Origin of the sequence: Mesorhizobium sp. BAC0120, assembly GCF_033542235.1 — a bacterium.
Lineage (GTDB): Bacteria > Pseudomonadota > Alphaproteobacteria > Rhizobiales > Rhizobiaceae > JAWRCU01.
Map to the genome: position 1 here is coordinate 223,957 of NZ_JAWRCU010000002.1, position 18,824 is coordinate 242,780.

An 18,824-nucleotide genomic window follows, 5' to 3' on the forward strand; every position below is an offset into this window, starting at 1 on the left:
GACGGCAGCAGCGGCAGCGCGTCTGACGTTGCAGTGATGGAACGCGAGTTCGAGCCAGTCGAAAAGAAGAAATCAGGTAGTTATAGGAAGAAACTTGCCGAGCTTCAGGTCGAGCTGGCCCATCTCCAGGCCTGGGTCAAAAAGTCTGGCGCGCGCATCGTCATTATCTTCGAAGGCCGGGACGCTGCCGGCAAAGGCGGGGTGATCAAGCGCATCACCGAGCGAGTGAGCCCACGCGTGTTCCGCGTCTCCGCACTGCCGGCGCCGACGGATCGGGAGAAATCGCAGATCTACATGCAACGTTATGTTGCACACTTGCCGGCGGCCGGAGAGATCGTGATATTCGACCGCTCCTGGTACAACCGCCCCGGCGTCGAGCGCGTAATGGGCTTCTGCAGCGAGGGAAAGGCCCGGCGCTTCCTCGAACTGGCCCCCCGTTTCGAGGCCGCGATCGTCGAAAGCGGCATAACTCTTCTGAAGTACTTCCTCGACGTGAGCGAGGAGGAGCAGGAGAAGAGATTCCGGCAGCGCATCAATGATCCGCTGCGGCAATGGAAGCTGAGCCCGATGGATGTCGAATCCTATCGGCGTTGGTGGGACTATACCCGAGCCTACGATGAAATGATCAGCATGACAGACACGCGGTATGCGCCGTGGTGGGTCGTGCCATCCAACGACAAAAAACGGGCTCGCATCAACTGCATCTCACACATCTTGAAGTCGATCCCTTACGAGCGCGTCCCATTCGATGAACCCAAATTGGGCAAGCGACAGAAGCGCCCGGACGATTTCGTCGAGGACACTGCGGTCCGGAATATCGTGCCGGACGTGTTGTGAGGAGTTCAGAATAGCAAGAACGACAACAGATCCAACCGGAGGACCGAAAAATGTCGGACCCTACGAACCCGAACGAGATGCCGCCAAGCGCGGAACAACTGCGCATGCGCCTTTTGGAGGAACAACTCGCAGAGGCGAAGAAGTACGAGCAACAAAAGCAGAAGGAGCAGCAGAAGCTGTCCGCGTTCACGGACGACTTCCTGAAGGGGCATGTTACGGAAAATGAAATCGCTATGGTCCGGCGTCTGGTGACCAACGCCTTAAAGGACGGCAAGTTCGAAGCTATGGTATACAGCTTCCCGTCTGACCTTTGCTCTGACGGCGGGCGGGCCATCAACAACAGCGATCCCGATTGGCCCAACTCCCTCCAGGGTAAGGCCAGGGAGTTCTACGAGCGTTACCTGAAATACGGCAAGCCGCAGGGCTACAAGCTGAAGGCCATGATCATCAATTTTCCAGGCGGAATTCCGGGCGACGTCGGCTTCTTCCTGAACTGGGCTCCTGAGACGAAATAGGCGCCGGGAGTCTGAAGTCGTTTTTACGGGTCGAGTGCATGGAAACAGGGGTTTTGCCCTCGGTGCGGGGGGCCGGATCCCGGCTAGGCCGCTCGTTGCTGAGAAGAGTAGGAGGAAAGGCTTAACCATGAAATATGGACATCTCGGGAAGGGCCTGGCCGTACTCGTTATCAGCGGCGTCGTCGGTGCGGCGTCGGCCGCACCGATGGAGGCCATGCAAGGTGCGTGGGCGATGTACGGCACCGACTGCAATGCAATCTTCAAGCGTGACGGCAATCAAATCCGGTTCAAGAATCCGGATTCGAGCCTCAATACCGGCGTCATAATCTCGGGCTCCAAAGTCGCCGCGTCGACGGCAAGCTGCACGATCACCAAGGTCCGGGAGCTCAAGGACCATTTTTCAGTGCTTATGAACTGCTCCAGCGCGATCATGATCGGCGATGCCACGATGGCGTTCCGGATGATCGACGACACGCATTTCGAGCGCTTCGATCCGGACTTTCCGGAGTTTTCCCTGGAGTTTTCCAAATGCCCGCTGTGAACAAATCCGGTATCAGCGCTCGCGAGCAGGGGACAGAATGCTGCTCAGATCGTCGTCGCTTGCCGTCGTAACCGTCTGCGACCCAAGCTGTGCCGCGCAGCTGCAGGGGCGGATTTATCGGAATTGCTAAGTGTTTGATTTTTCTGGTCGGAGTGGCCGGATTTGAACCTGCGACCCCATTGTCCCGAACAAGCTCTGCTTCGAGCAAAACGCCGGAGTTCAAGCGGTTGGCATTCCTAAGAGGCCTTTGTTCACGCACCGGGCGCGCCGACCGGCGTCCAAGCCCATTGGTGCGAGCATCAGGGCCTTCGCCAGATGTCGTCATGTCCCTAGCGGAATACGGCACTGTGCCTGAACAGCACCGGACTCACGCCGGCCGCAAAAAAATCGAGGCAAGAAAAAATATCTGGTCGCGAATGACGCGCACTCACATTTGTTTATTTGTAGCGCGGCTCTTATTGGTAGCGTTCCCTACCTCATAATCCTGAATTGTCGGGATATTATAACCCCCATAGAGTTAACGCTGGAGCCCGAGCCAGGGCACTCGGAGCACCCCGTCACAACAACAAGAAGGATGGGGCCAATGCAGATCCCGAAACTTCTCTTCGCAGTACCACTGATCGTGGCGTCGCTTACGCTCTCGGCGTCGGCTACGCCAGGCAACGGCAACGGCCATGCCTGGGGCCGGTCGACCTCGACGCCGGCTCCGATCGCAGGGGCCGGGCTGATCGCCATCGGTGTCGCGGGCGCGGCCCTCTACGCGGCCGTACGGCGCTTCCGCAAGCCCGACTGAAATCGAGAGCCGGCTTACTTGCCGGCTCCCGACCGTCTCAGCCACAGCTTTTGGACGGCGAAGGCGCCGGGAAGGTTGCGTCCCTCGTGTCAGATTCGATCGCGGCGACGTAAGTGCAAGGACGCGTCGCCAGCCGCGTTGGCCTGATCGAGCGGGGAAGGCACTTCAGGAGAACGCTCCATTTCCGAGCTGGAACTTCTGCGTCATGTTAGGGATGAGCCGCCGCCGCGAAGGGTCACAAAGCGCGGCAGCGGCCATGGGGCTACTTCCATCGCCGGAGAGTCAATTGGCAATGAATTCCCCGCCGGAAAAGCTATCTCTGCATCCGGCCGATCTCATTATAATTTGATAAAACGCACGCGGATCATCTCGGCTAGTCACGGCCGTGCCAACATCGGCGGCAAATCTCCGATCAGCGGCTCCTCTGAAGCCGCGCGGAGGTAGGCCCGCAGCTCGACGCCCCCCGGCTATTTGCAGGACCATTGCTATTCACTCGGATCCGATCACTGCGAAACTGATCGCACCCAGGACCTGTGCTAAAAATGTCCAACACACAGGGAGCAGCTCGCATGACGAAAGAACAGGCCGGAAAGGCCGGGCAGATCGAAGCGTTGCTGGACAGCCCCGATCTCGCCAATGCACTGGAAAGTGAGCAGTTCAAGAAGTTTCTCGACCAGGTGCCAATCGCAATCGGCGTGGCGGAACTTCGAAGCAAAGAGTTGATCGTCTATGCCAATCCCGAGTTCGAGAAGCTATCCGCTTTGTCGGCCGCCAAGCTCTTGGGTCAGCCCTGGAGCGTTCTCGAGGGAGAAGGGCTGGGGCAGCAACGGGAGCGGTCGATCGCCGATGCCATTCGTGAGGACAGCGACTGCGTCGGAAGCTTCAAGCTGAAGCGGATTGAAGGCGAGCCCGCAATCGTGGACGCCTATTCCAATGTTATTGAAAACGATGAGGGAATACCCTGCTTCCGGCTGGTTGCGCTGGTCGATGTGACGGCGCATCAACACGTCGACCGAGAGACGCTCGAAGACCGCATTCGGGAAAAGGACATGCTGCTTCGGGAGTTGCAGCACCGTGTCAAGAATAACCTGCAGATGATCACGACCCTCATCAGGCTTGAGACGCGCAATCATGTCGCGCCGGATCGCACGTCGCTGGAACGCTTAGCAGGCCGGGTGGAGTCGCTCGCTATTCTGTACCGTACGCTCGCCGCGGCAGAACACAAAGACGAGCTCGATCTGGGCATCTATTTAAGCCAGATTGCGGCTGCGACGATGCAAGCCCATGCCACAGAGGGAATACGGCTCGACCTGAAGGTGGACACCTATCCTGTTTCGATCAACGTTGCGATGCCGGCAGGTCTTGTTGTCAATGAGCTTCTCACGAACGCGCTGAAGCATGCCTTTGCTGGAAGAGACGGGGGCACGGTCACACTACACAGTGTCGTAAACGGTGATGGGTGCCGCGTTGTCGTCGCCGATGACGGCATAGGATTGCCGCCCGGAGAATCCTGGCCGAAAGCAGGAAAGCTTGGGGCGCTGATTGCCCGATCGCTCAAGGAAAATGCGAAAGCCGAATTGAAGGTGGATTCAAACCCCGGGCAGGGGACACGGATTACAATTCTGTTTAGACGTTCGATTGCAGCTAGCGCGTGACTCCTCACGGGCCCCTTGGCGGGCTCCGAACCTTTGAATCACCCGTTCCATATTGACGAACCCGCGTCGCCCAAATGTCTTCGTCCGCAGGTGCGCGCGGCGAGCATCGTCGGCCTGATCTAATTCAATTCGGGAGGCTTGCTCGGTATACGCCCGGCCGGCATTCGACCCCGACTGCCGGCCGAGACGCAAGTCATCATCGCGTTGCCAGTTTTCGCTACAAGCCGAATTCCAAGGTCACGCCCGGGCGCCGGTGATATTGGCGCCGTTCGTAGTAGTGCTTTGGACCAAAACCATAGCGGCGGCCGTAGGCGTATGGGGGGCAATCACCCCAGCGGTGGCAACGCTCACGCCAAGCGTATCGGCGCCAGGCACGTCGTTCAGCGCGGCGTTCCGCCCAGCGCTCCTGTTGCCATTTCCAATGGCGATAAGTGTGATCGACCTGCTGCACGTCCAACTGCCCCTGCTCGGCCCTCGGCATATAGACAGGTGCGGCATTGGCCGGCTCCATCGCAGCGATGGCAAACGACACAGCCAGGGCACTGGCCATTAACCCGGATAGAATCGCTTTCATCGTTACCTCCTAGAAGGTCCCATCGCGCTTATCGAATTTAGTAATCGAGCCTGAACCGCAGATGAACGGGAAGGTCGGAGTGAGGCTCTCAACGGCAGCGGCAGCTGGTGGCACAATTCCAGCGCTCGGCTCGAGTAGGGGCCCTGATGGGCCCGAGGGTGCAGAATCAGGCCGACGACCGCATTAGCAATTATGCAGGAGTTTTGAGCAGGGTCGAGCCGGTGATATGTTGTCGTACGAGGTAGGAGTCTGGAGGCAGGTGCTGCCGTGAGAAGGAAGCTTGATCCGGGCGAGAAACGTCAAATCAAGGAGCACTTGCTCCGGGAAGCGCAAGCGGCATGGACCTCAACAGATGTTGAGGCGGAGGTCGAGGACTATATGTACGTGAACGGCGCCCCTCAATTCCGCATCATTAGCAAGCCCAAGCGATTACTCGATGGGCCGTCTAAGTGACCAACTTTCGAGCGCAGACGCTGCCAACGGAAGATTGCGCTCGCCGCCCGCGCCTGCGGATTGTTTGGGTTCGGATGCGGGAAGTGATCGCCTACTCGCACGGCAGGCCGTAGCAATGACCGACGGCCAGCGCGGCGCCCGGCCGTTCGATTCCAGCGGCTAGCGCTCGGAACCGGCCTGGCGCCGTTGCTGTGGGTCCATTCAATCGCAGGCCGCAGGCCTGCCGGCGGTGCGGCCAGTTATCCCAACCTTAGGCCTCAATGCAGTCTCGCCCTTTGTTACGGATCCAGTCCGCAGGCAGTCCGCTCGAGCCCGAGCATGCTGCTTGGCGCTCAGTTTCCCCGACCTGGTCTTGATCTCGCTTTTGGAGCCCATCGTGCCGGAGGAATCAGCACCGGTGCTATTACTCGAACCGGTGCTGCTCTGAGCGAGAGCGGCGCCACCGAGGGCGAGCGAGCAGGTCAAGACAGTGGCAGCTAGAATTCTCATGGCGCGTCTCCGTTAGCGTTGCACGCCGACCGAACCGCGCTGTGCCCTAACAGGGGTCGAATCTCTTTGTTCCTGGAGGAGTGGACGCTCGGCGAAGGTTAACGGATGCCTCTGGAGCCACTCTATCTCGACGAAGTCCGCAGGCAGAAAGCGTCTCGATGAGTCTCAACTGCGGAACAACTCGATAGATGGATGGTTAGACAAGTACAGCCGTGGAACTACTCCTCAGCGTCGCCCCGGCTGTGCAGAAGGAGCCCGCCTTTCTCTCGGGCGGGCTCCATCCGATCGTTCGATCCTCCCTCATGTCAGGCGCAGAGCTGGTCACCCCAGAGGCGAGCAACCGAACCCGACCGTGCGAGCGGATCCCGGCAACCAAGCCACTCCCGGCATGCCGAACTTGCGAATGCACCTACTGCTCGCGCCGGATTGCAGCGACCAGCGCTGCTTTCAAATCGGCGACAGTGTAGAGCCCATGGTTCTCGAAGAGCAACACCATTAGCCGGCGCGCATCTTCATACTCTGGACTAGACGGATCGATCCTGTGCTCGCGGCAATATTCAAAGAGAGCCGTGGTGAGAATCACCCGCTCTTCAGCATCGGCAATATCTCTGAACGGCATCCCCCGTCCCCTGCGCACGAGGCTTGTACAAGTCGATGGTATTGGAAAGCGGCCCAAGGCGCAGTCACATTTGTTAGGTTGAACTACCTGTGCGGGTGTCGCCTTCGACGCCCTCCCGAGCGACCTGATCCGAAGACGCTAAATCGGACGCGTAACCGGCCGCGCTCACGCCGTCGCTCTTCTTCAACTCTTGGCAGTTTCGCCGGCTTCACTCAGGCGCGCGAATTCGAGCGCCACGGTGGGCAGATTTTGCTTTAGCCAGTCGGCCATCGCCTCCTCCTCCCGCAAATTCTCCGTGCGGGCTGAACTGAATGCGTTGCTCTCGGCCCGAACGAGAAACTCGGCAAGCCTCGATCGGCGCTCGATGCAGGGCTCTTGGCCATGAGGTGCAAAAGATCGAACGCGACATAGACGAGCTGCTGAGGACTGGCAGACCGGAACGGCTCGATTGTAGCGCGGCTGTCTGGGCCGAAGGCGACCATCTCGCCATCGAGGATTGCAGACCGCACCGGGAGACTCGCGGCGGCCTCGACGATCGACCCATAACGTTTTGACCAATCCACGCCGCGCCGCGTGAGTGCCCGTGCCTTTCTGTCTTCAGCCAGCAGCTCGGTGCGGTATCCGTCCAGCTTGATCTCATGCAATATTGGTCGCTCTTCGGCGGCTCCTCGGCGAGGACCGGGTTCAAGGGCTCGATAAATTTCAGGCCAGCGGGCTTCGCAGGCGTGTTGCTCTCCCGTCTCGCTGGCAGGCATGGCACGTCTATCAAGCGCACCGAATTATCTAATGTTAGCGCGGCTCAGTTCAGCGTCAGCTAGATCTTACCGTGGGGTAACAACCTTGGTCGGTGTTCCCCGCCATTATCTCCGCCGCTGGTGACCTCTCTCCCAGCGGCGGTTTTTCGCCCTAGAATTTCCCAAGGAACCAACCAGCCGGCCAACTGTGCCAGAGCAATAGCGTCGGCAGGCCGATGGCAGCGCACCAAAGGATCCTGCCAACGTCGCGACGGGTCCTCACACGCGGTCCCTATCGGGCGGCTCGGCGCGTGCGCCGGTTGCGGCGATCAGCCCAGGGTCAACTGGATCGGCTGAAGCCGTGATCCACCACTTGCCGTTGGCGAATTCCGCAATTTCCCATTCCTAGCTCTCGGCGATCTTGACTCAATAATATCCGTCCGGGCGCTGGATCATTTCAGGTGGGATATCAGGTGGGAGCGGCGCACTCGGGAATCTGAAAGCCCTGAAAAATCTGGTCGGAGTGGCAGGATTTGAACCTGCGACCCCATCGTCCCGAACGATGTGCGCTACCAGACTGCGCTACACTCCGTGACCAGACGGGCGGCTGTATAGCGGCCGCTTCCGCTTCCTGCAAGCACCAAAGGCATGTCTGCCGCATCTGATTTAGGTATATGCGTGCCGAGTTGCTCAGCTTGCCCCGGCCCTGATCCGAATGTAAGTGCTACCGGCCAAGTTTGGAGTATTATCCCGGCATTTGGGGCACGTGATCCTTGTCAGCCGCGCCAGTCAGTCTTGCCAGACCCAACACCTTCGGCTTCGAGACGCAGGCGGTGATCAAGCCGTCAGGTTTTCGTGAGTACGATGCCCGCTGGTGGTTTGGGCGTCCGGGCTCGCCGCAGGAGCCGGAGCTCAACCTCATCGGTGTGCAGGCGCTCGGCATGGGGCTCGGCACGCTGGTCAGGCGCAAGGGCATTCGGCCCGACATCGTGACGGGGCACGATTTCCGCGCCTATTCCCTGTCGATCAAGCTGGCATTGGTATCAGGCCTGATGGCGGCAGGCGCCCGCGTCAAGGACATCGGGCTTGCGCTTTCGCCGATGGCCTATTTCGCGCAATTTGCGCTTGATGCGCCATCTGTCGCCATGGTGACGGCCTCTCACAACGAAAATGGCTGGACCGGGGTCAAGATGGGATGCGAGCGCCCGCTGACCTTCGGGCCCGACGAAATGAGCGCCTTGAAGGAGATTGTGCTGTCGGGCGACTTCGAGCTGGTGGGCGGCGGCGCCTACGAATTCGTTGCGGACATGCGAGCGGCCTATATCGCTGACCTCATGAAGGGCAAATCACTCGGACGAAGGCTCAAGGTAGTCGCCGCTTGCGGCAACGGCACTGCCGGCGCCTTTGCGCCGGAAACGCTCGAGCGAATCGGCTGCGAGGTGATCCCGCTCGATGTGGAGCTTGATCATTCGTTTCCGCGCTATAATCCCAATCCTGAAGATATGGCGATGCTGCATGCCATCCGCGATCGTGTGCTGGAAACCGGCGCGGATGTGGGGCTCGGCTTCGATGGTGATGGCGACCGCTGCGGCGTCGTCGACAACGAGGGCAACGAGATCTTCGCCGACAAGATCGGTGTGATGCTGGCACGCGATATCTCGGCGCTCTACCCCGGCTCGACCTTCGTGGTCGACGTGAAGTCGACCGGCCTGTTTGCCACCGATTCGAGGCTCAAGGCAAACGGCGCCTCGACAGACTATTGGAAGACCGGCCATTCCTACATCAAGCGGCGCGTCGCTGAGCTGAACGCCATCGCCGGTTTCGAGAAGTCCGGTCACTTCTTCTTCAATCCGCCGATCGGGCGCGGCTATGATGATGGGCTCATCACGGCAATCACGATCTGCGAGATGCTTGACCGCAACCCTGGAAAGTCGATGGCAGATCTCTACCGCGAGCTGCCGCTCACCTACGGCACGCCGACCATGTCGCCGCATTGCGGCGACGAGGTGAAGTATGGCGTCGTCGAGAAAGTGCTCGGCGACCTGCGGGCCCTTTATGAGAACGGCGAACGGTTTGCCGGACAGAAGATCGTTTCGTTGGTGACGGTGAACGGTGTGCGGGTGACCGCCGAGGACGGCACTTGGGGGCTGGTGCGCGCCTCCTCCAACAAGCCCGAGCTTGTGGTGGTCGTCGAGAGCCCGGTTTCTGCGGAAAGGCGGCGCGAGATGTTCGATGCTGTCGACGCAGTGCTGCGCCGCAATCCAGAAGTCGGCGCATACAACCAGACGTTCTGACGAGGTTCGGAGGGGATGGCAGAGCGTATTGTCAGTTTCGTTATGAGCGGCGGGGTCGGCTCGCGGCTCTGGCCGCTGTCGCGCGAGGACAACCCCAAGCAGTTCCACGATCTTTCCGGCCACGGCTCGATGCTGCTCAAGACGCTGAAACGGCTGAAGGCACGGGCCGAGGGCGAAACGCCGGTCTTCCTCATCGCCTCGGAAAAGCATGCGGATCGGATCTATGGCGACGTCGCGTCGCTCGACCTGAGCGGAGGCGGCGCGCTCTTCGAGCCGTCAGGTCGCAATACGGCGGCAGCCGTGGCGCTCGCGACGCTGCACACCCTCGACCGGTTCCAGGACTCGCTCGTTCTCGTCGTGCCCTCCGACCACGAGATTTCGACCGACCGCCAGTTCTGGGAGACGGTCGAGAACGGCGCGGCTGCTGCAAATGACGGGAAGCTGATCGTCTTCGGCATCAAGCCCAACCAGCCGGAGACGGGCTTTGGCTATATAGAGGTCTCCGGCGACGGGCCGGTGCACCAGGTTTCCCGCTTCGTCGAGAAGCCTGATCTCGACAAGGCAAAGGGATATCTCGCGGCCGGCAATTTCTATTGGAACACCGGCATCTTCCTTTTTCGCGCAAGCACGATGCGGGCCGCCTTCGAGAAGCTCAGCCCCGACATCTGGTCGGCGACCGAGGCGGCTTTGAGAGCGGCGACAAGCCAGGTCTCCGGACTTTATCTGCCGGCCGATCTCTATGCCGAGATCCCCTCGAACTCGATCGACTACGCGATCATGGAGCGGGCCGACGGGATTGCGATGGTGAAGGCGGGCTTCCGCTGGAACGATCTCGGCTCCTGGCAATCGCTGCTCGACGTCAGCCCGACCGACAAGGCTGGGAACGTCATCGTTGGCGACGTCGTCGCGATCGACTGCGAGGACTCCTATCTCAGAAGCGACGGCCGCCTGCTTTCGGCGATCGGCCTGAAGAATGTCGCGATCGTCTCGACGGTCGACGCAACATTCGTCGCGCCGGTCAGCCATAGCCAGAATGTCAAGAAGATCGTCGAGCAGCTGGAGAAATCGGGCAGGCTCGAGACCAAGTTCACCCCCGCGCCCGACCGGGTGATCACGAGCGGCGCCTGGCGGCGGCGCGTGAGTCACTGGTTGTTCGAGGAAACGCTGCCGCTGTGGTCGACGATCGGCGTCGACCGCGCATATGGCGGCTTCCACGAGGCGCTGTCCTTCGACGGGACGCCGATCCAGAAACCGAAGCGCATGCGTACCATGGCTCGCCAGGTCTATGCCTTCGCCGTTGCCAAGGCGCGCGGCTGGAGCGGACCGGCGGATGAGATCATCTCGCACGGACTTGCCTTCATGGCCGACAAGGGGCGCACTGCCCGGGGCGGCTGGGTGCGCACGTTGAATGTCGACGGCAGTGTCGCCGACCCTGCCGAGGACGCTTATGACCATTCCTGCGTGCTGCTCGCGCTCGCCGAGGCGCAGCGAGTGGGGCACCAGGGCGCCTTGCGGCTTGCGGGCGAGACCTTCGACTTCCTCGATGCTCACCTCGAGGATATCCGTCTCACCGGCTTCCTGGAGACGCCGGACGGCCAGGAGCTGCGCCGCTCCAATCCGCACATGCATCTGCTTGAAGCCTTCTTGGCCTGGTATTCGGTGACCGGCGAGCGCCAATATCTCCGCCGTGCCTCTCGCATTATCGACCTCTTCCGTAGTCATTTTTTCGACCCCGAGAGCTGGACGCTCGGCGAATATTTCGACGACGAGTGGAAGCCTGCGCCTGGAAAGGGCGAGTGGACCGAGCCCGGCCATCATTTCGAATGGGCCTCGCTGCTGGTCGATTTCGCGGAGAAGAGCGGACAACGCGATCTGATCGGCTTCGCCCGCAAGCTCTACGCATCCGCCGTGGCCAACGGCCTCAACCGCTCGACAGGGCTTGCCTACGCAGCCGTGTCACGACAAGGATTGCCGCTCGACCGGCTGTCGCGGAGCTGGCCGCAGGCCGAAGCGATCAAGGCGGCGATCGTGCTTGACCGGCCGGATGGGCCGGACCTCAAGCCGGAGATCGAGGCGCGCGTCGAACGGCTGTTCCGCTGGCATATCGATGCGGCGCCGCGCGGCCTTTGGATCGATCAGATCGACGAACGGGGCAGGGCTGTCGCGACGGAGGTGCCGGCCAGCATCTTCTATCATCTCGTCTGTGCGCTGATGCTCTATCTCGACCGGACGGAGGAAGCGGGCCGCTAAAGGCGTCTGCTTTGGATAGATACAAACGCTGCTCCTCAAGGGAGGGGGGCCGCCAAACTCCACGTTGAGATTTGATTTGCGGCGAGCCCAATACCGTGCTCCCCCGACCGGCGTCAGATTGTAGGCGTTGATCCAGCAGCTACCCGCCTGTAGCTACGCGACGACGCAGTGGGCGCGCGGCAGGTCGCGCGTGAAGACGTCGGCGGAGAGGCCAAATTCTTTCACCGTCACCGATCGCTCTCCTGCCAGCGCGGGTTGATCCAGGGTTGGAGGTTTGAGGGCGGCAGGGGTGTGCGGCCGAGTATGTGGTCGGCTGCCTTCTCGCCCACCATGATCGATGGTGCGTTGAGATTGCCGTTGGTAACGCGCGGAAAGATTGAAGAATCGGCGACACGCAGGCCATCGACACCGATGACCCGGCATTCGGGATCGACCACGCTTGTCCTGTCGTCGGCGCGGCCCATGCGGCATGTTCCGCAGGGGTGATAGGCGCTCTCCGCATGCTCGCGGATGAACGCGTCGAGTTCGTCGTCGCTCTGGACATGCGAGCCGGGCGAGATTTCGCGACCGCGGTAGGGTGCGAAGGCCTGCTGTCCGAAAATCTCGCGCGTCAGCCGGATGCAGTGCCGGAAATCAACCCAGTCGTCCGGGTGAGACATATAATTGAAGCGGATGACCGGCTTCGCTTTCGGGTCCGGCCCGCGCAGCGTGACCGATCCGCGCGACTTCGAGCGCATCGGCCCGACATGCGCCTGGAAGCCGTGCGAGCCGGCAGCCGCCTTGCCGTCGTAGCGGATCGCGACTGGAATGAAGTGATACTGGATATCCGGGTAGTCGACGCCGGGCTTGGACCGCACGAAGGCGGCTGCCTCGAAATGATTGGTGGCGCCGAGCCCCGATTTGAAGAACAGCCATTCGGCTCCGATCATCGCTTTCGAGACGACGTTGAGCTTCGAATAGAGCGTGATCGGCTTTACCGATTCCTGCTGGATATAGAGCTCCAGATGGTCCTGAAGGTTCTGGCCGACGCCCGGCCGGTCGGCGACCATCTTGATGCCGTTCTCGGCAAGGTGCTTGGCCGGCCCGATGCCCGACAGCATCAGCAGCTTCGGCGAATTGATTGACGAGGCGGCAATGATGACCTCACGCCTCGCCTTAACGACTTGAATCTGTTTGCGAGCTTCGATCTCGACGCCGATCGCTCGCTGATTCTCGATCAGAACGCGCCGCGCGAAACCTTTGACAATACGCACATTTTTGTGTTTGAGCGCCGGCTTCAGATAGGCGTTGGCGGTGGACCAGCGGCGGCCGTTATGGATAGTCTGCTCCATCGGCCCGAAGCCTTCCTGCTTGGAGCCATTATAGTCTTCCGTGGTCTCGAAGCCGGCCTGGCGGCCTGCTTCGATGAAGGCCGAGTAGAGTGGGTTGAGTCGTTTTCCCCACCAGACATGCATCGGCCCGTCGGTTCCGCGCCAGCCCTCCTCGCCACCATGCGAGGTCTCCATGCGCTTGAAATAGGGGAGCACGTCCGCGAAGCCCCAGCCGGTGGCGCCCTGTTCGGCCCAATGGTCGAAGTCGCGCGCATGGCCGCGCACATAGACCATGCCGTTGATCGAGGAGGAACCGCCGATCACCTTGCCGCGTGGCGTGGCGAGCACGCGGCCGCCGAGATGCGGCTCGGGCTCGGTCGTGAAGCCCCAGTCATAGCGGCTCATATTCATGGGAAAGGACAAGGCAGCCGGCATCTGGATGAACGGGCCGAAATCGCTGCCGCCATATTCGATGACGATGACGCTGTGCTTGCCGTCTTCGGAAAGGCGATGGGCGAGGGCAGAGCCGGCCGACCCGGAGCCGACGACGACGAAATCCGCTTCAAGCATTGGAGATATGCTTCATGAAATCGGCGAGCGAGACATTTCCGCCTGTGGCGATCACCAGGATGGTCTTGCCGGCGACATCGACACTTCCGTCCAGCAGCGCCGCCAGCGACGCTGCTCCGGACGGCTCCAGCACCAGCTTCATGCGCTCGAAGGCGATCTTCATGGCCTTGCGCACGGACTGGTCGGTGACGGGAAGTCCGTGCACGCCGGCCTTCCGCACCGCGGCAAAGGGTGCGACGCCAGGCCGGCGCGCCATCAACCCGTCGCAGATCGAGTTTGGGGCCATCGGCATGGTCTCGATCTCGCCATGAGCGAGCGAATTGCCCATGCCATCGAAGCCTGCCGGCTCGACCGCTATGATATCGGTCGATGGCGAGAGATAATGAAAAGCCAGCGCAACGCCGCCGATCAGCCCGCCGCCACCCACCGAGCAGAACAGTATGTCCGCCTGAGCACCCTTCGCTTCGAGTTGTCGCAACGCTTCAAGCCCGGCGCCGGCCTGGCCGGCCACGATCTCAGGATCGTCGAACGGGTGGAGCAGCACCACGCCTTCCTCCTCGGCGATCTGCCGCGCCTTCTCTGCTGCGACTTCCTCACGTGGGCGCTGGCCGTGGTCCGTCAGCACGACGCGAGCGCCATAGCCGGCCGTTGCGTCCCGTTTCGCGGCCGGCGCGTCGATCGGCATGACGATCGTGACGGGTATGCCAAGGGCCTCTCCTGCTGCAGCCAGCCCTTGTGCGAAATTGCCGGAGGAGTAGGCGACCACACCGCGCTTGGCCTCGTCAGGGGAAAGCCGCGTCAGCCGCCAGTACGCGCCGCGGACCTTGAAGGAGCCCGCCCATTGCAACGACTCCGGCTTGACGAAGACGCGTGCCGCTCCGGTCGCTTTCGCGAGCGCAGCCGATTCCAGCAGAGGCGTCTCCTGCGTTGCCTTCGAGGTGACGGCATAGGCCCCTCGCAGATGGGCGAGGTCGGGAACGAGCGGGCTTTCCATCATTCACCTCTCGGAAAACGCTTCTCTTCTTCGAGCACGTTGAGATCCATGTGGTTGCGCATGTAGCGCTCGGATGCCTGCCGCAACGGCTGGAAATCCCAGGGGTAGTAGGCCCCGTTGCGCAGCGCCGGATAGACGATCCAGCGGCGCGCCTGGCTCTGGCGCACGGCAGCGTCGAAGGCGGCCATGTCCCAGCGCGTGCGAACCTTCTCCATGAAAGCAGCGACGAGATCAGCATATTCCGGGCGCGCCGCAAGATTGTTCATTTCGCGCGGATCCGATTCCAGATCAAAGAGTTGCGGCGGATCGATCTCGCAATGGACGAACTTGTGGCGACCCTCGCGCAACGCCACCATGGGCGCGTAGCTCCCCTCGGCCGCATATTCCATCAGCACCGGCGCGGTCCTGGCTTCGCCGCGCGTCAGCGGCAGAAGCGACTGGCCGTCGGTCCACGGCGCGATGCCGCCGACGTCGACGCCGGCCAGGTCGCAAAGCGTCGGCAGGATGTCGAGGTTGGAGACGGGCGTGTCGACGCGGCCGGGCGCGACACCCTTGCCGGCGATCAGCAGCGGCACACGCACCGAGCCCTCGTAGAAGCACATCTTGAACCACAGGCCGCGCTCGCCGAGCATGTCGCCGTGGTCCGAGCAGAACAGGATGACCGTGTCGTCGAGCATGCGTGTGCTCTCCAGCACCGAAAGAAGCTCGCCGACCTTGTCGTCGATATAGGAGATATTGGCGAAATACCCGCGCCGCGCCCGCCGGACCATCTCGGGCGTGATGTCGAAACTCTTGTAATCGCTGGCGAGGTAGAGGCGTTGCGCGTGCGGATCCTGCTTCTCGACCGGAATGTAGCCGACCTCCGGCTCTAGCGCCGGGCAGCTCTCGTAAAGATCCCAGTATTTGCGCCGCGCGACATAGGGGTCGTGCGGATGGGTGAAGGATACGGTGAGGCACCACGGCCGCCTGCCCGGGCCGGTCGAATGCCGGGCAAGCTCATAGAGCTTCTGCACGGCATGGAAGGCAACCTCGTCGTCATATTCGAGCTGGTTGGTCGTCTCGGCGACGCCCGCTCCGGCGACCGAGCCGAGATTGTGATACCACCAGTCGATGCGTTCTCCCGGCTTGCGGTAGTCCGGGGTCCAGCCGAAATCGGCCGGGTAGATGTCGGTGGTCAGCCGCTCCTCGAAGCCGTGCAACTGGTCCGGCCCGACGAAATGCATTTTGCCCGACAGGCAGGTGTAATAACCGGCCGCCCGCAAATGATGGGCGTAGGTCGGGATGTCGGAAGCGAACTCCGCGGCGTTGTCGTAGACGCGCGTGCGTGACGGCAGTTGCCCGCTCATGAAGGAGGCGCGGCCGGGGGCACAGAGCGGCGACGCCGTATAATTCTTCGCAAAGCGCGCGGCGCGCTCTGCAATCGCCTTGAGATGCGGCACATGCAGGAACGGCGCCGGTCCGTCGGGAAACAGGGTCCCGGCAAGCTGGTCGACCATCACGATCAGGATATTGGGGCGTGCGTTCATCGGGCAGTCGTCACCTGGCGCAGTTTCGTCTCGACAAAATCCTCGACGAGCGCGGCAGCGCTTGCCGGATTGGGAAGGCCGTCCTTCAGGGCGCGGCGGATATAGAGCCCGTCGATCATTGCAGCGATGGCTTCGGCCATCCGCAGAGCCTCGCCGCGCGGCATCAGCGCCAGGAGGCCCGAGAGCAGGTTCGAGTTGAGCCGTCGCGCATAAACCCGCAGCAGCCGGCGCAACGCCGTCGACTTCTGGGCCTCGACATAGAAGGCAAGCCAGGCGTGAATCGTCTCCTCGCGGAACTGGCCGGCCGAGAAGTTCACGGCGATCACTGCCGAGATTCGTTCGCGCGGGGTGCTTGCCCTGCAAAGGGCTCCGATCGAGTCGCGGCCGAGGTCGGCCAGCAGCCGGCGCATGGTGGCCTGCAGCAGCTCGTCCTTGGCGCCGAAGTAGTGATGCGCCAGCGCTGACGAGACGCCGGCGCGGCCGGCGATTTCGGACATCGTGACGTCGAGCGAGCCGCGTTCGCCTATCGCCGAGATCGTCGCGTCGATCAGCGCTCGGCGGCGCAGCGGTTCCATTCCAACTTTGGGCATGGCCGTTCCTCCACCATCACCGTATTTTTCATTGACTGGTCAATCAACAAAAATCGACTGCGCCAGCCGAATGCGAAAGAGCTTTACGGCGGTTGAATGCGCGGCCATCTTAAAGTGGAAGAACAATCATGATCCCTCACGCCGGGAGATTGCATCAATGACTGCTTGCATCGTCGGATGGGCGCATTCGCGCTTCGGCAAGCTCGAGGGCGAGACGCTCGAATCGCTGATCGTAAAGGTCACCCTTGAGGCGCTCGATCATGCCGGCATCGGGCCGGACGAGGTCGACGAAATCGTGCTCGGCCATTTCAACGCAGGTTTCTCCGCGCAGGATTTCACCGCGAGCCTCGTCTTGCAGGCCGATAATCGTTTCCGTTTCAAGCCGGCGACCAGGGTGGAGAATGCCTGCGCCACAGGATCGGCAGCGGTGCGGCAAGGCATTCGGGCGCTCGAGGCGCGCGCCGCCCGTATCGTGCTGGTGGTCGGCGCCGAACAGATGACGTCGACGCCCGGCCCGGAAGTCCAGAAGAACCTGGTGAAGGCCTCCTACCTGCCGGAGGAAGGCGATACGCCGGCGGGTTTCGCGGGCCTCTTCGGCAACATCGCAAGCGCCTATTTCCAGCGGTATGGCGATCAATCGGATGCGCTGGCCGCGATCGCCGCCAAGAACCACAGGAACGGTGTCGACAATCCCTTCGCGCAGATGCGCAAGGATCTCGGTTTCGATTTCTGCAGGCAGGAAAGCGAGAAGAACCCATTCGTTGCCGGACCACTCAAGCGTACCGACTGCTCCCTGGTATCCGACGGGGCGGCGGCAATCGTTCTTGCCGACACGGCCACCGCGCTCAAGATGCGCCGGGCAGTCGCCTTCCGCGCCAACCAGCATGTGCAGGATTTCCTGCCGATGTCGAAACGCGACATCCTTCTTTTCGAAGGCTGCGAGGAGGCGTGGGCGCGCGCCTTGGCCGAGGCGGGGGTGACCCTCGCCGACCTCTCTTTGGTTGAGACGCATGACTGCTTCACGATCGCCGAGCTGATCGAATACGAGGCGATGGGGCTTGCGCCGCGCGGGGAGGGCGGACGCATCGCGCTCGACGGCAGCACGGCCAAGGACGGCCGCTTGCCGGTCAACCCGTCGGGCGGCTTGAAGGCCAAGGGGCATCCGATTGGAGCAACCGGGGTTTCGATGCATGCGCTCAGCGCCATGCAACTCACCGGCGAGGCGGGAGGCATCCAGGTGCCGAACGCGACGCTTGGCGGTATTTTCAACATGGGCGGCGCGGCGGTCGCAAACTACGTTTCGATCCTGGAACGCATCAAATGAGGCATTCGGCGGTCGTCACCGGGGGAGCGTCCGGCCTCGGCCTCGCGATCGCAGAGCGGTTGCTGGATGATGGCTGGCCGGTCGCCATGGTGGACGTCGACCGCGGCGCGCTCGATGCGGCCGAAACCGCGTTTACCGATGAGAATGCCGCTTTCATCGTCGCCGACGTCACCGATGAGGACGAGGCAGCCGAAGCCTTCGACCAGATCGTCGATCGATTCGGCCTGATCGGTGGGCTGGTGAACTCTTCAGGCCTGCTCAGGAGCCTGCCGGCAGAGCAGACGACGGCCGAACTCCTCAGGGAGATGCTCGACATCAATCTCGTCGGTGCCTTTGTCGCTTCCCGCGCTGCTTTGGAGCGCATGGGGGCTTCGCTGGCGATCGTCAACATCGCCTCCGTCTCGGGGCTGCGCGCCAATCGGGGCCATCTTGCCTATGGTGCGGCTGCGGCAGGCGTGAAGCTGATGTCGGAGGTATTGGCCTTGGAATGTGCCTCCCGCAGCGTGCGCGTCAACTGCATCGCACCCGGGGCGGTCGAGACGCCCGCCGCGGCACGCATGCATTCGGCGGAAGATCGGCAAGACTGGCTTGCCCGCGTGCCGCAGGCCCGCTACGGAGAGCCTGAGGAAGTGGCTGCGGCCGTAGCATTTCTGCTTTCACCGGAGGCAAGCTACGTCAACGGTCACACGCTGGTGGTCGACGGCGGTTTCGCTGTTGCGGGCCTGTTTCCCGAACGCTGAAAAAGAACGGGTTGGA

The 18,824-nt window shown here is 61.9% G+C and carries 16 protein-coding genes and 1 tRNA gene; 9 read left to right on the forward strand and 8 right to left on the reverse strand.

Annotated elements, in window-relative coordinates:
- Positions 1 to 36: 36 nt before the first annotated feature.
- The 5 genes from ppk2 (at position 37) to SAZ10_RS04555 (ending at position 4,341) form a co-directional block, all read left to right on the forward strand.
- Positions 37 to 837, forward strand: coding sequence for a polyphosphate kinase 2 (gene ppk2 / locus SAZ10_RS04535; RefSeq protein ID WP_412535172.1), 801 nt, complete (start codon positions 37 to 39; stop codon positions 835 to 837).
- Between the two features lie 50 nt (positions 838 to 887).
- Positions 888 to 1,352 carry a histidine kinase gene (locus tag SAZ10_RS04540; protein WP_318607989.1) on the forward strand — a complete coding sequence of 155 codons (465 nt, stop codon included), beginning with the start codon at positions 888 to 890 and terminating at the stop codon, positions 1,350 to 1,352.
- 127 nt (positions 1,353 to 1,479) lie between these two features.
- Complete coding sequence (locus tag SAZ10_RS04545; RefSeq protein WP_318607990.1) at positions 1,480 to 1,893, forward strand: hypothetical protein; 414 nt, start codon at positions 1,480 to 1,482, stop codon at positions 1,891 to 1,893.
- A gap of 583 nt (positions 1,894 to 2,476) precedes the next feature.
- Positions 2,477 to 2,686, forward strand: a complete 210-nt coding sequence (locus tag SAZ10_RS04550) for a hypothetical protein (protein ID WP_318607991.1) — start codon at positions 2,477 to 2,479, stop codon at positions 2,684 to 2,686.
- 569 nt (positions 2,687 to 3,255) lie between these two features.
- Positions 3,256 to 4,341, forward strand: a complete 1,086-nt coding sequence (locus SAZ10_RS04555; protein WP_318607993.1) for a sensor histidine kinase — start codon at positions 3,256 to 3,258, stop codon at positions 4,339 to 4,341.
- A gap of 217 nt (positions 4,342 to 4,558) precedes the next feature.
- Here the strand turns inward: SAZ10_RS04555 and SAZ10_RS04560 are convergent, their stop codons facing one another.
- The 4 genes from SAZ10_RS04560 to SAZ10_RS04575 form a co-directional block, all read right to left on the reverse strand.
- A complete protein-coding gene (locus tag SAZ10_RS04560) occupies positions 4,559 to 4,915 on the reverse strand; it encodes a hypothetical protein (protein ID WP_318607994.1) in 357 nt (118 codons plus the stop codon).
- Between the two features lie 1,351 nt (positions 4,916 to 6,266).
- Complete coding sequence (locus tag SAZ10_RS04565) at positions 6,267 to 6,476, reverse strand: hypothetical protein (protein WP_318607995.1); 210 nt, start codon at positions 6,474 to 6,476, stop codon at positions 6,267 to 6,269.
- A gap of 254 nt (positions 6,477 to 6,730) precedes the next feature.
- Positions 6,731 to 7,231, reverse strand: coding sequence for a hypothetical protein (locus SAZ10_RS04570; protein ID WP_318607996.1), 501 nt, complete (start codon positions 7,229 to 7,231; stop codon positions 6,731 to 6,733).
- Positions 7,232 to 7,725: 494 nt separating this feature from the next.
- Positions 7,726 to 7,802: transfer RNA gene (locus tag SAZ10_RS04575), tRNA-Pro, on the reverse strand.
- Positions 7,803 to 7,983: 181 nt separating this feature from the next.
- On the opposite strand from SAZ10_RS04575, the gene SAZ10_RS04580 reads away from it, so the two are divergent.
- Positions 7,984 to 9,504 carry a phosphomannomutase/phosphoglucomutase gene (locus SAZ10_RS04580; RefSeq protein ID WP_318607997.1) on the forward strand — a complete coding sequence of 507 codons (1,521 nt, stop codon included), beginning with the start codon at positions 7,984 to 7,986 and terminating at the stop codon, positions 9,502 to 9,504.
- 15 nt (positions 9,505 to 9,519) lie between these two features.
- A complete protein-coding gene (locus SAZ10_RS04585) occupies positions 9,520 to 11,754 on the forward strand; it encodes an AGE family epimerase/isomerase (RefSeq protein ID WP_318607998.1) in 2,235 nt (744 codons plus the stop codon).
- A 227-nt stretch (positions 11,755 to 11,981) separates the two neighbouring features.
- Here the strand turns inward: SAZ10_RS04585 and betA are convergent, their stop codons facing one another.
- Genes betA through betI form a run of 4 tightly spaced genes read right to left on the reverse strand, consistent with a single transcriptional unit; the run spans position 11,982 to position 16,744 of the window.
- A complete protein-coding gene (gene betA / locus SAZ10_RS04590; RefSeq protein ID WP_318607999.1) occupies positions 11,982 to 13,634 on the reverse strand; it encodes a choline dehydrogenase in 1,653 nt (550 codons plus the stop codon).
- The gene (locus SAZ10_RS04595) at positions 13,627 to 14,628 is read right to left on the reverse strand and encodes a threonine/serine dehydratase (RefSeq protein ID WP_318608462.1); all 1,002 of its coding nucleotides are present in this window, start codon (positions 14,626 to 14,628) and stop codon (positions 13,627 to 13,629) included. The genes betA and SAZ10_RS04595 overlap by 8 nt, the downstream gene beginning before the upstream one ends.
- On the reverse strand, positions 14,628 to 16,154 hold the full coding sequence (gene betC / locus SAZ10_RS04600) for a choline-sulfatase (protein WP_318608000.1): 1,527 nt from the start codon (positions 16,152 to 16,154) through the stop codon (positions 14,628 to 14,630). Before betC ends, SAZ10_RS04595 begins: the two co-directional genes overlap by 1 nt.
- A complete protein-coding gene (gene betI, locus SAZ10_RS04605; RefSeq protein ID WP_318608001.1) occupies positions 16,151 to 16,744 on the reverse strand; it encodes a transcriptional regulator BetI in 594 nt (197 codons plus the stop codon). Before betI ends, betC begins: the two co-directional genes overlap by 4 nt.
- Before the next feature lie 157 nt (positions 16,745 to 16,901).
- On the opposite strand from betI, the gene SAZ10_RS04610 reads away from it, so the two are divergent.
- Entirely contained in the window at positions 16,902 to 18,068 is a 1,167-nt protein-coding gene (locus tag SAZ10_RS04610; RefSeq protein ID WP_318608002.1) for an acetyl-CoA acetyltransferase, read from the forward strand.
- On the forward strand, positions 18,065 to 18,808 hold the full coding sequence (locus SAZ10_RS04615) for an SDR family NAD(P)-dependent oxidoreductase (protein WP_318608003.1): 744 nt from the start codon (positions 18,065 to 18,067) through the stop codon (positions 18,806 to 18,808). Before SAZ10_RS04610 ends, SAZ10_RS04615 begins: the two co-directional genes overlap by 4 nt.
- The last annotated feature ends 16 nt before the right edge of the window (positions 18,809 to 18,824 follow it).

Coding starts and splice junctions, on each gene's coding strand:
- betC (WP_318608000.1), bottom strand. CDS start 16,154: ATGAACGCACGCCCCAATATCCTGATCGTGATGGTCGACCAGCTTGCC.
- SAZ10_RS04540 (WP_318607989.1), top strand. CDS start 888: ATGTCGGACCCTACGAACCCGAACGAGATGCCGCCAAGCGCGGAACAA.
- SAZ10_RS04615 (WP_318608003.1), top strand. CDS start 18,065: ATGAGGCATTCGGCGGTCGTCACCGGGGGAGCGTCCGGCCTCGGCCTC.
- SAZ10_RS04545 (WP_318607990.1), top strand. CDS start 1,480: ATGAAATATGGACATCTCGGGAAGGGCCTGGCCGTACTCGTTATCAGC.
- SAZ10_RS04560 (WP_318607994.1), bottom strand. CDS start 4,915: ATGAAAGCGATTCTATCCGGGTTAATGGCCAGTGCCCTGGCTGTGTCG.
- SAZ10_RS04570 (WP_318607996.1), bottom strand. CDS start 7,231: ATGCCTGCCAGCGAGACGGGAGAGCAACACGCCTGCGAAGCCCGCTGG.
- SAZ10_RS04555 (WP_318607993.1), top strand. CDS start 3,256: ATGACGAAAGAACAGGCCGGAAAGGCCGGGCAGATCGAAGCGTTGCTG.
- SAZ10_RS04565 (WP_318607995.1), bottom strand. CDS start 6,476: ATGCCGTTCAGAGATATTGCCGATGCTGAAGAGCGGGTGATTCTCACC.
- SAZ10_RS04610 (WP_318608002.1), top strand. CDS start 16,902: ATGACTGCTTGCATCGTCGGATGGGCGCATTCGCGCTTCGGCAAGCTC.
- betI (WP_318608001.1), bottom strand. CDS start 16,744: ATGCCCAAAGTTGGAATGGAACCGCTGCGCCGCCGAGCGCTGATCGAC.
- SAZ10_RS04595 (WP_318608462.1), bottom strand. CDS start 14,628: ATGGAAAGCCCGCTCGTTCCCGACCTCGCCCATCTGCGAGGGGCCTAT.
- ppk2 (WP_412535172.1), top strand. CDS start 37: ATGGAACGCGAGTTCGAGCCAGTCGAAAAGAAGAAATCAGGTAGTTAT.
- SAZ10_RS04585 (WP_318607998.1), top strand. CDS start 9,520: ATGGCAGAGCGTATTGTCAGTTTCGTTATGAGCGGCGGGGTCGGCTCG.
- SAZ10_RS04550 (WP_318607991.1), top strand. CDS start 2,477: ATGCAGATCCCGAAACTTCTCTTCGCAGTACCACTGATCGTGGCGTCG.
- betA (WP_318607999.1), bottom strand. CDS start 13,634: ATGCTTGAAGCGGATTTCGTCGTCGTCGGCTCCGGGTCGGCCGGCTCT.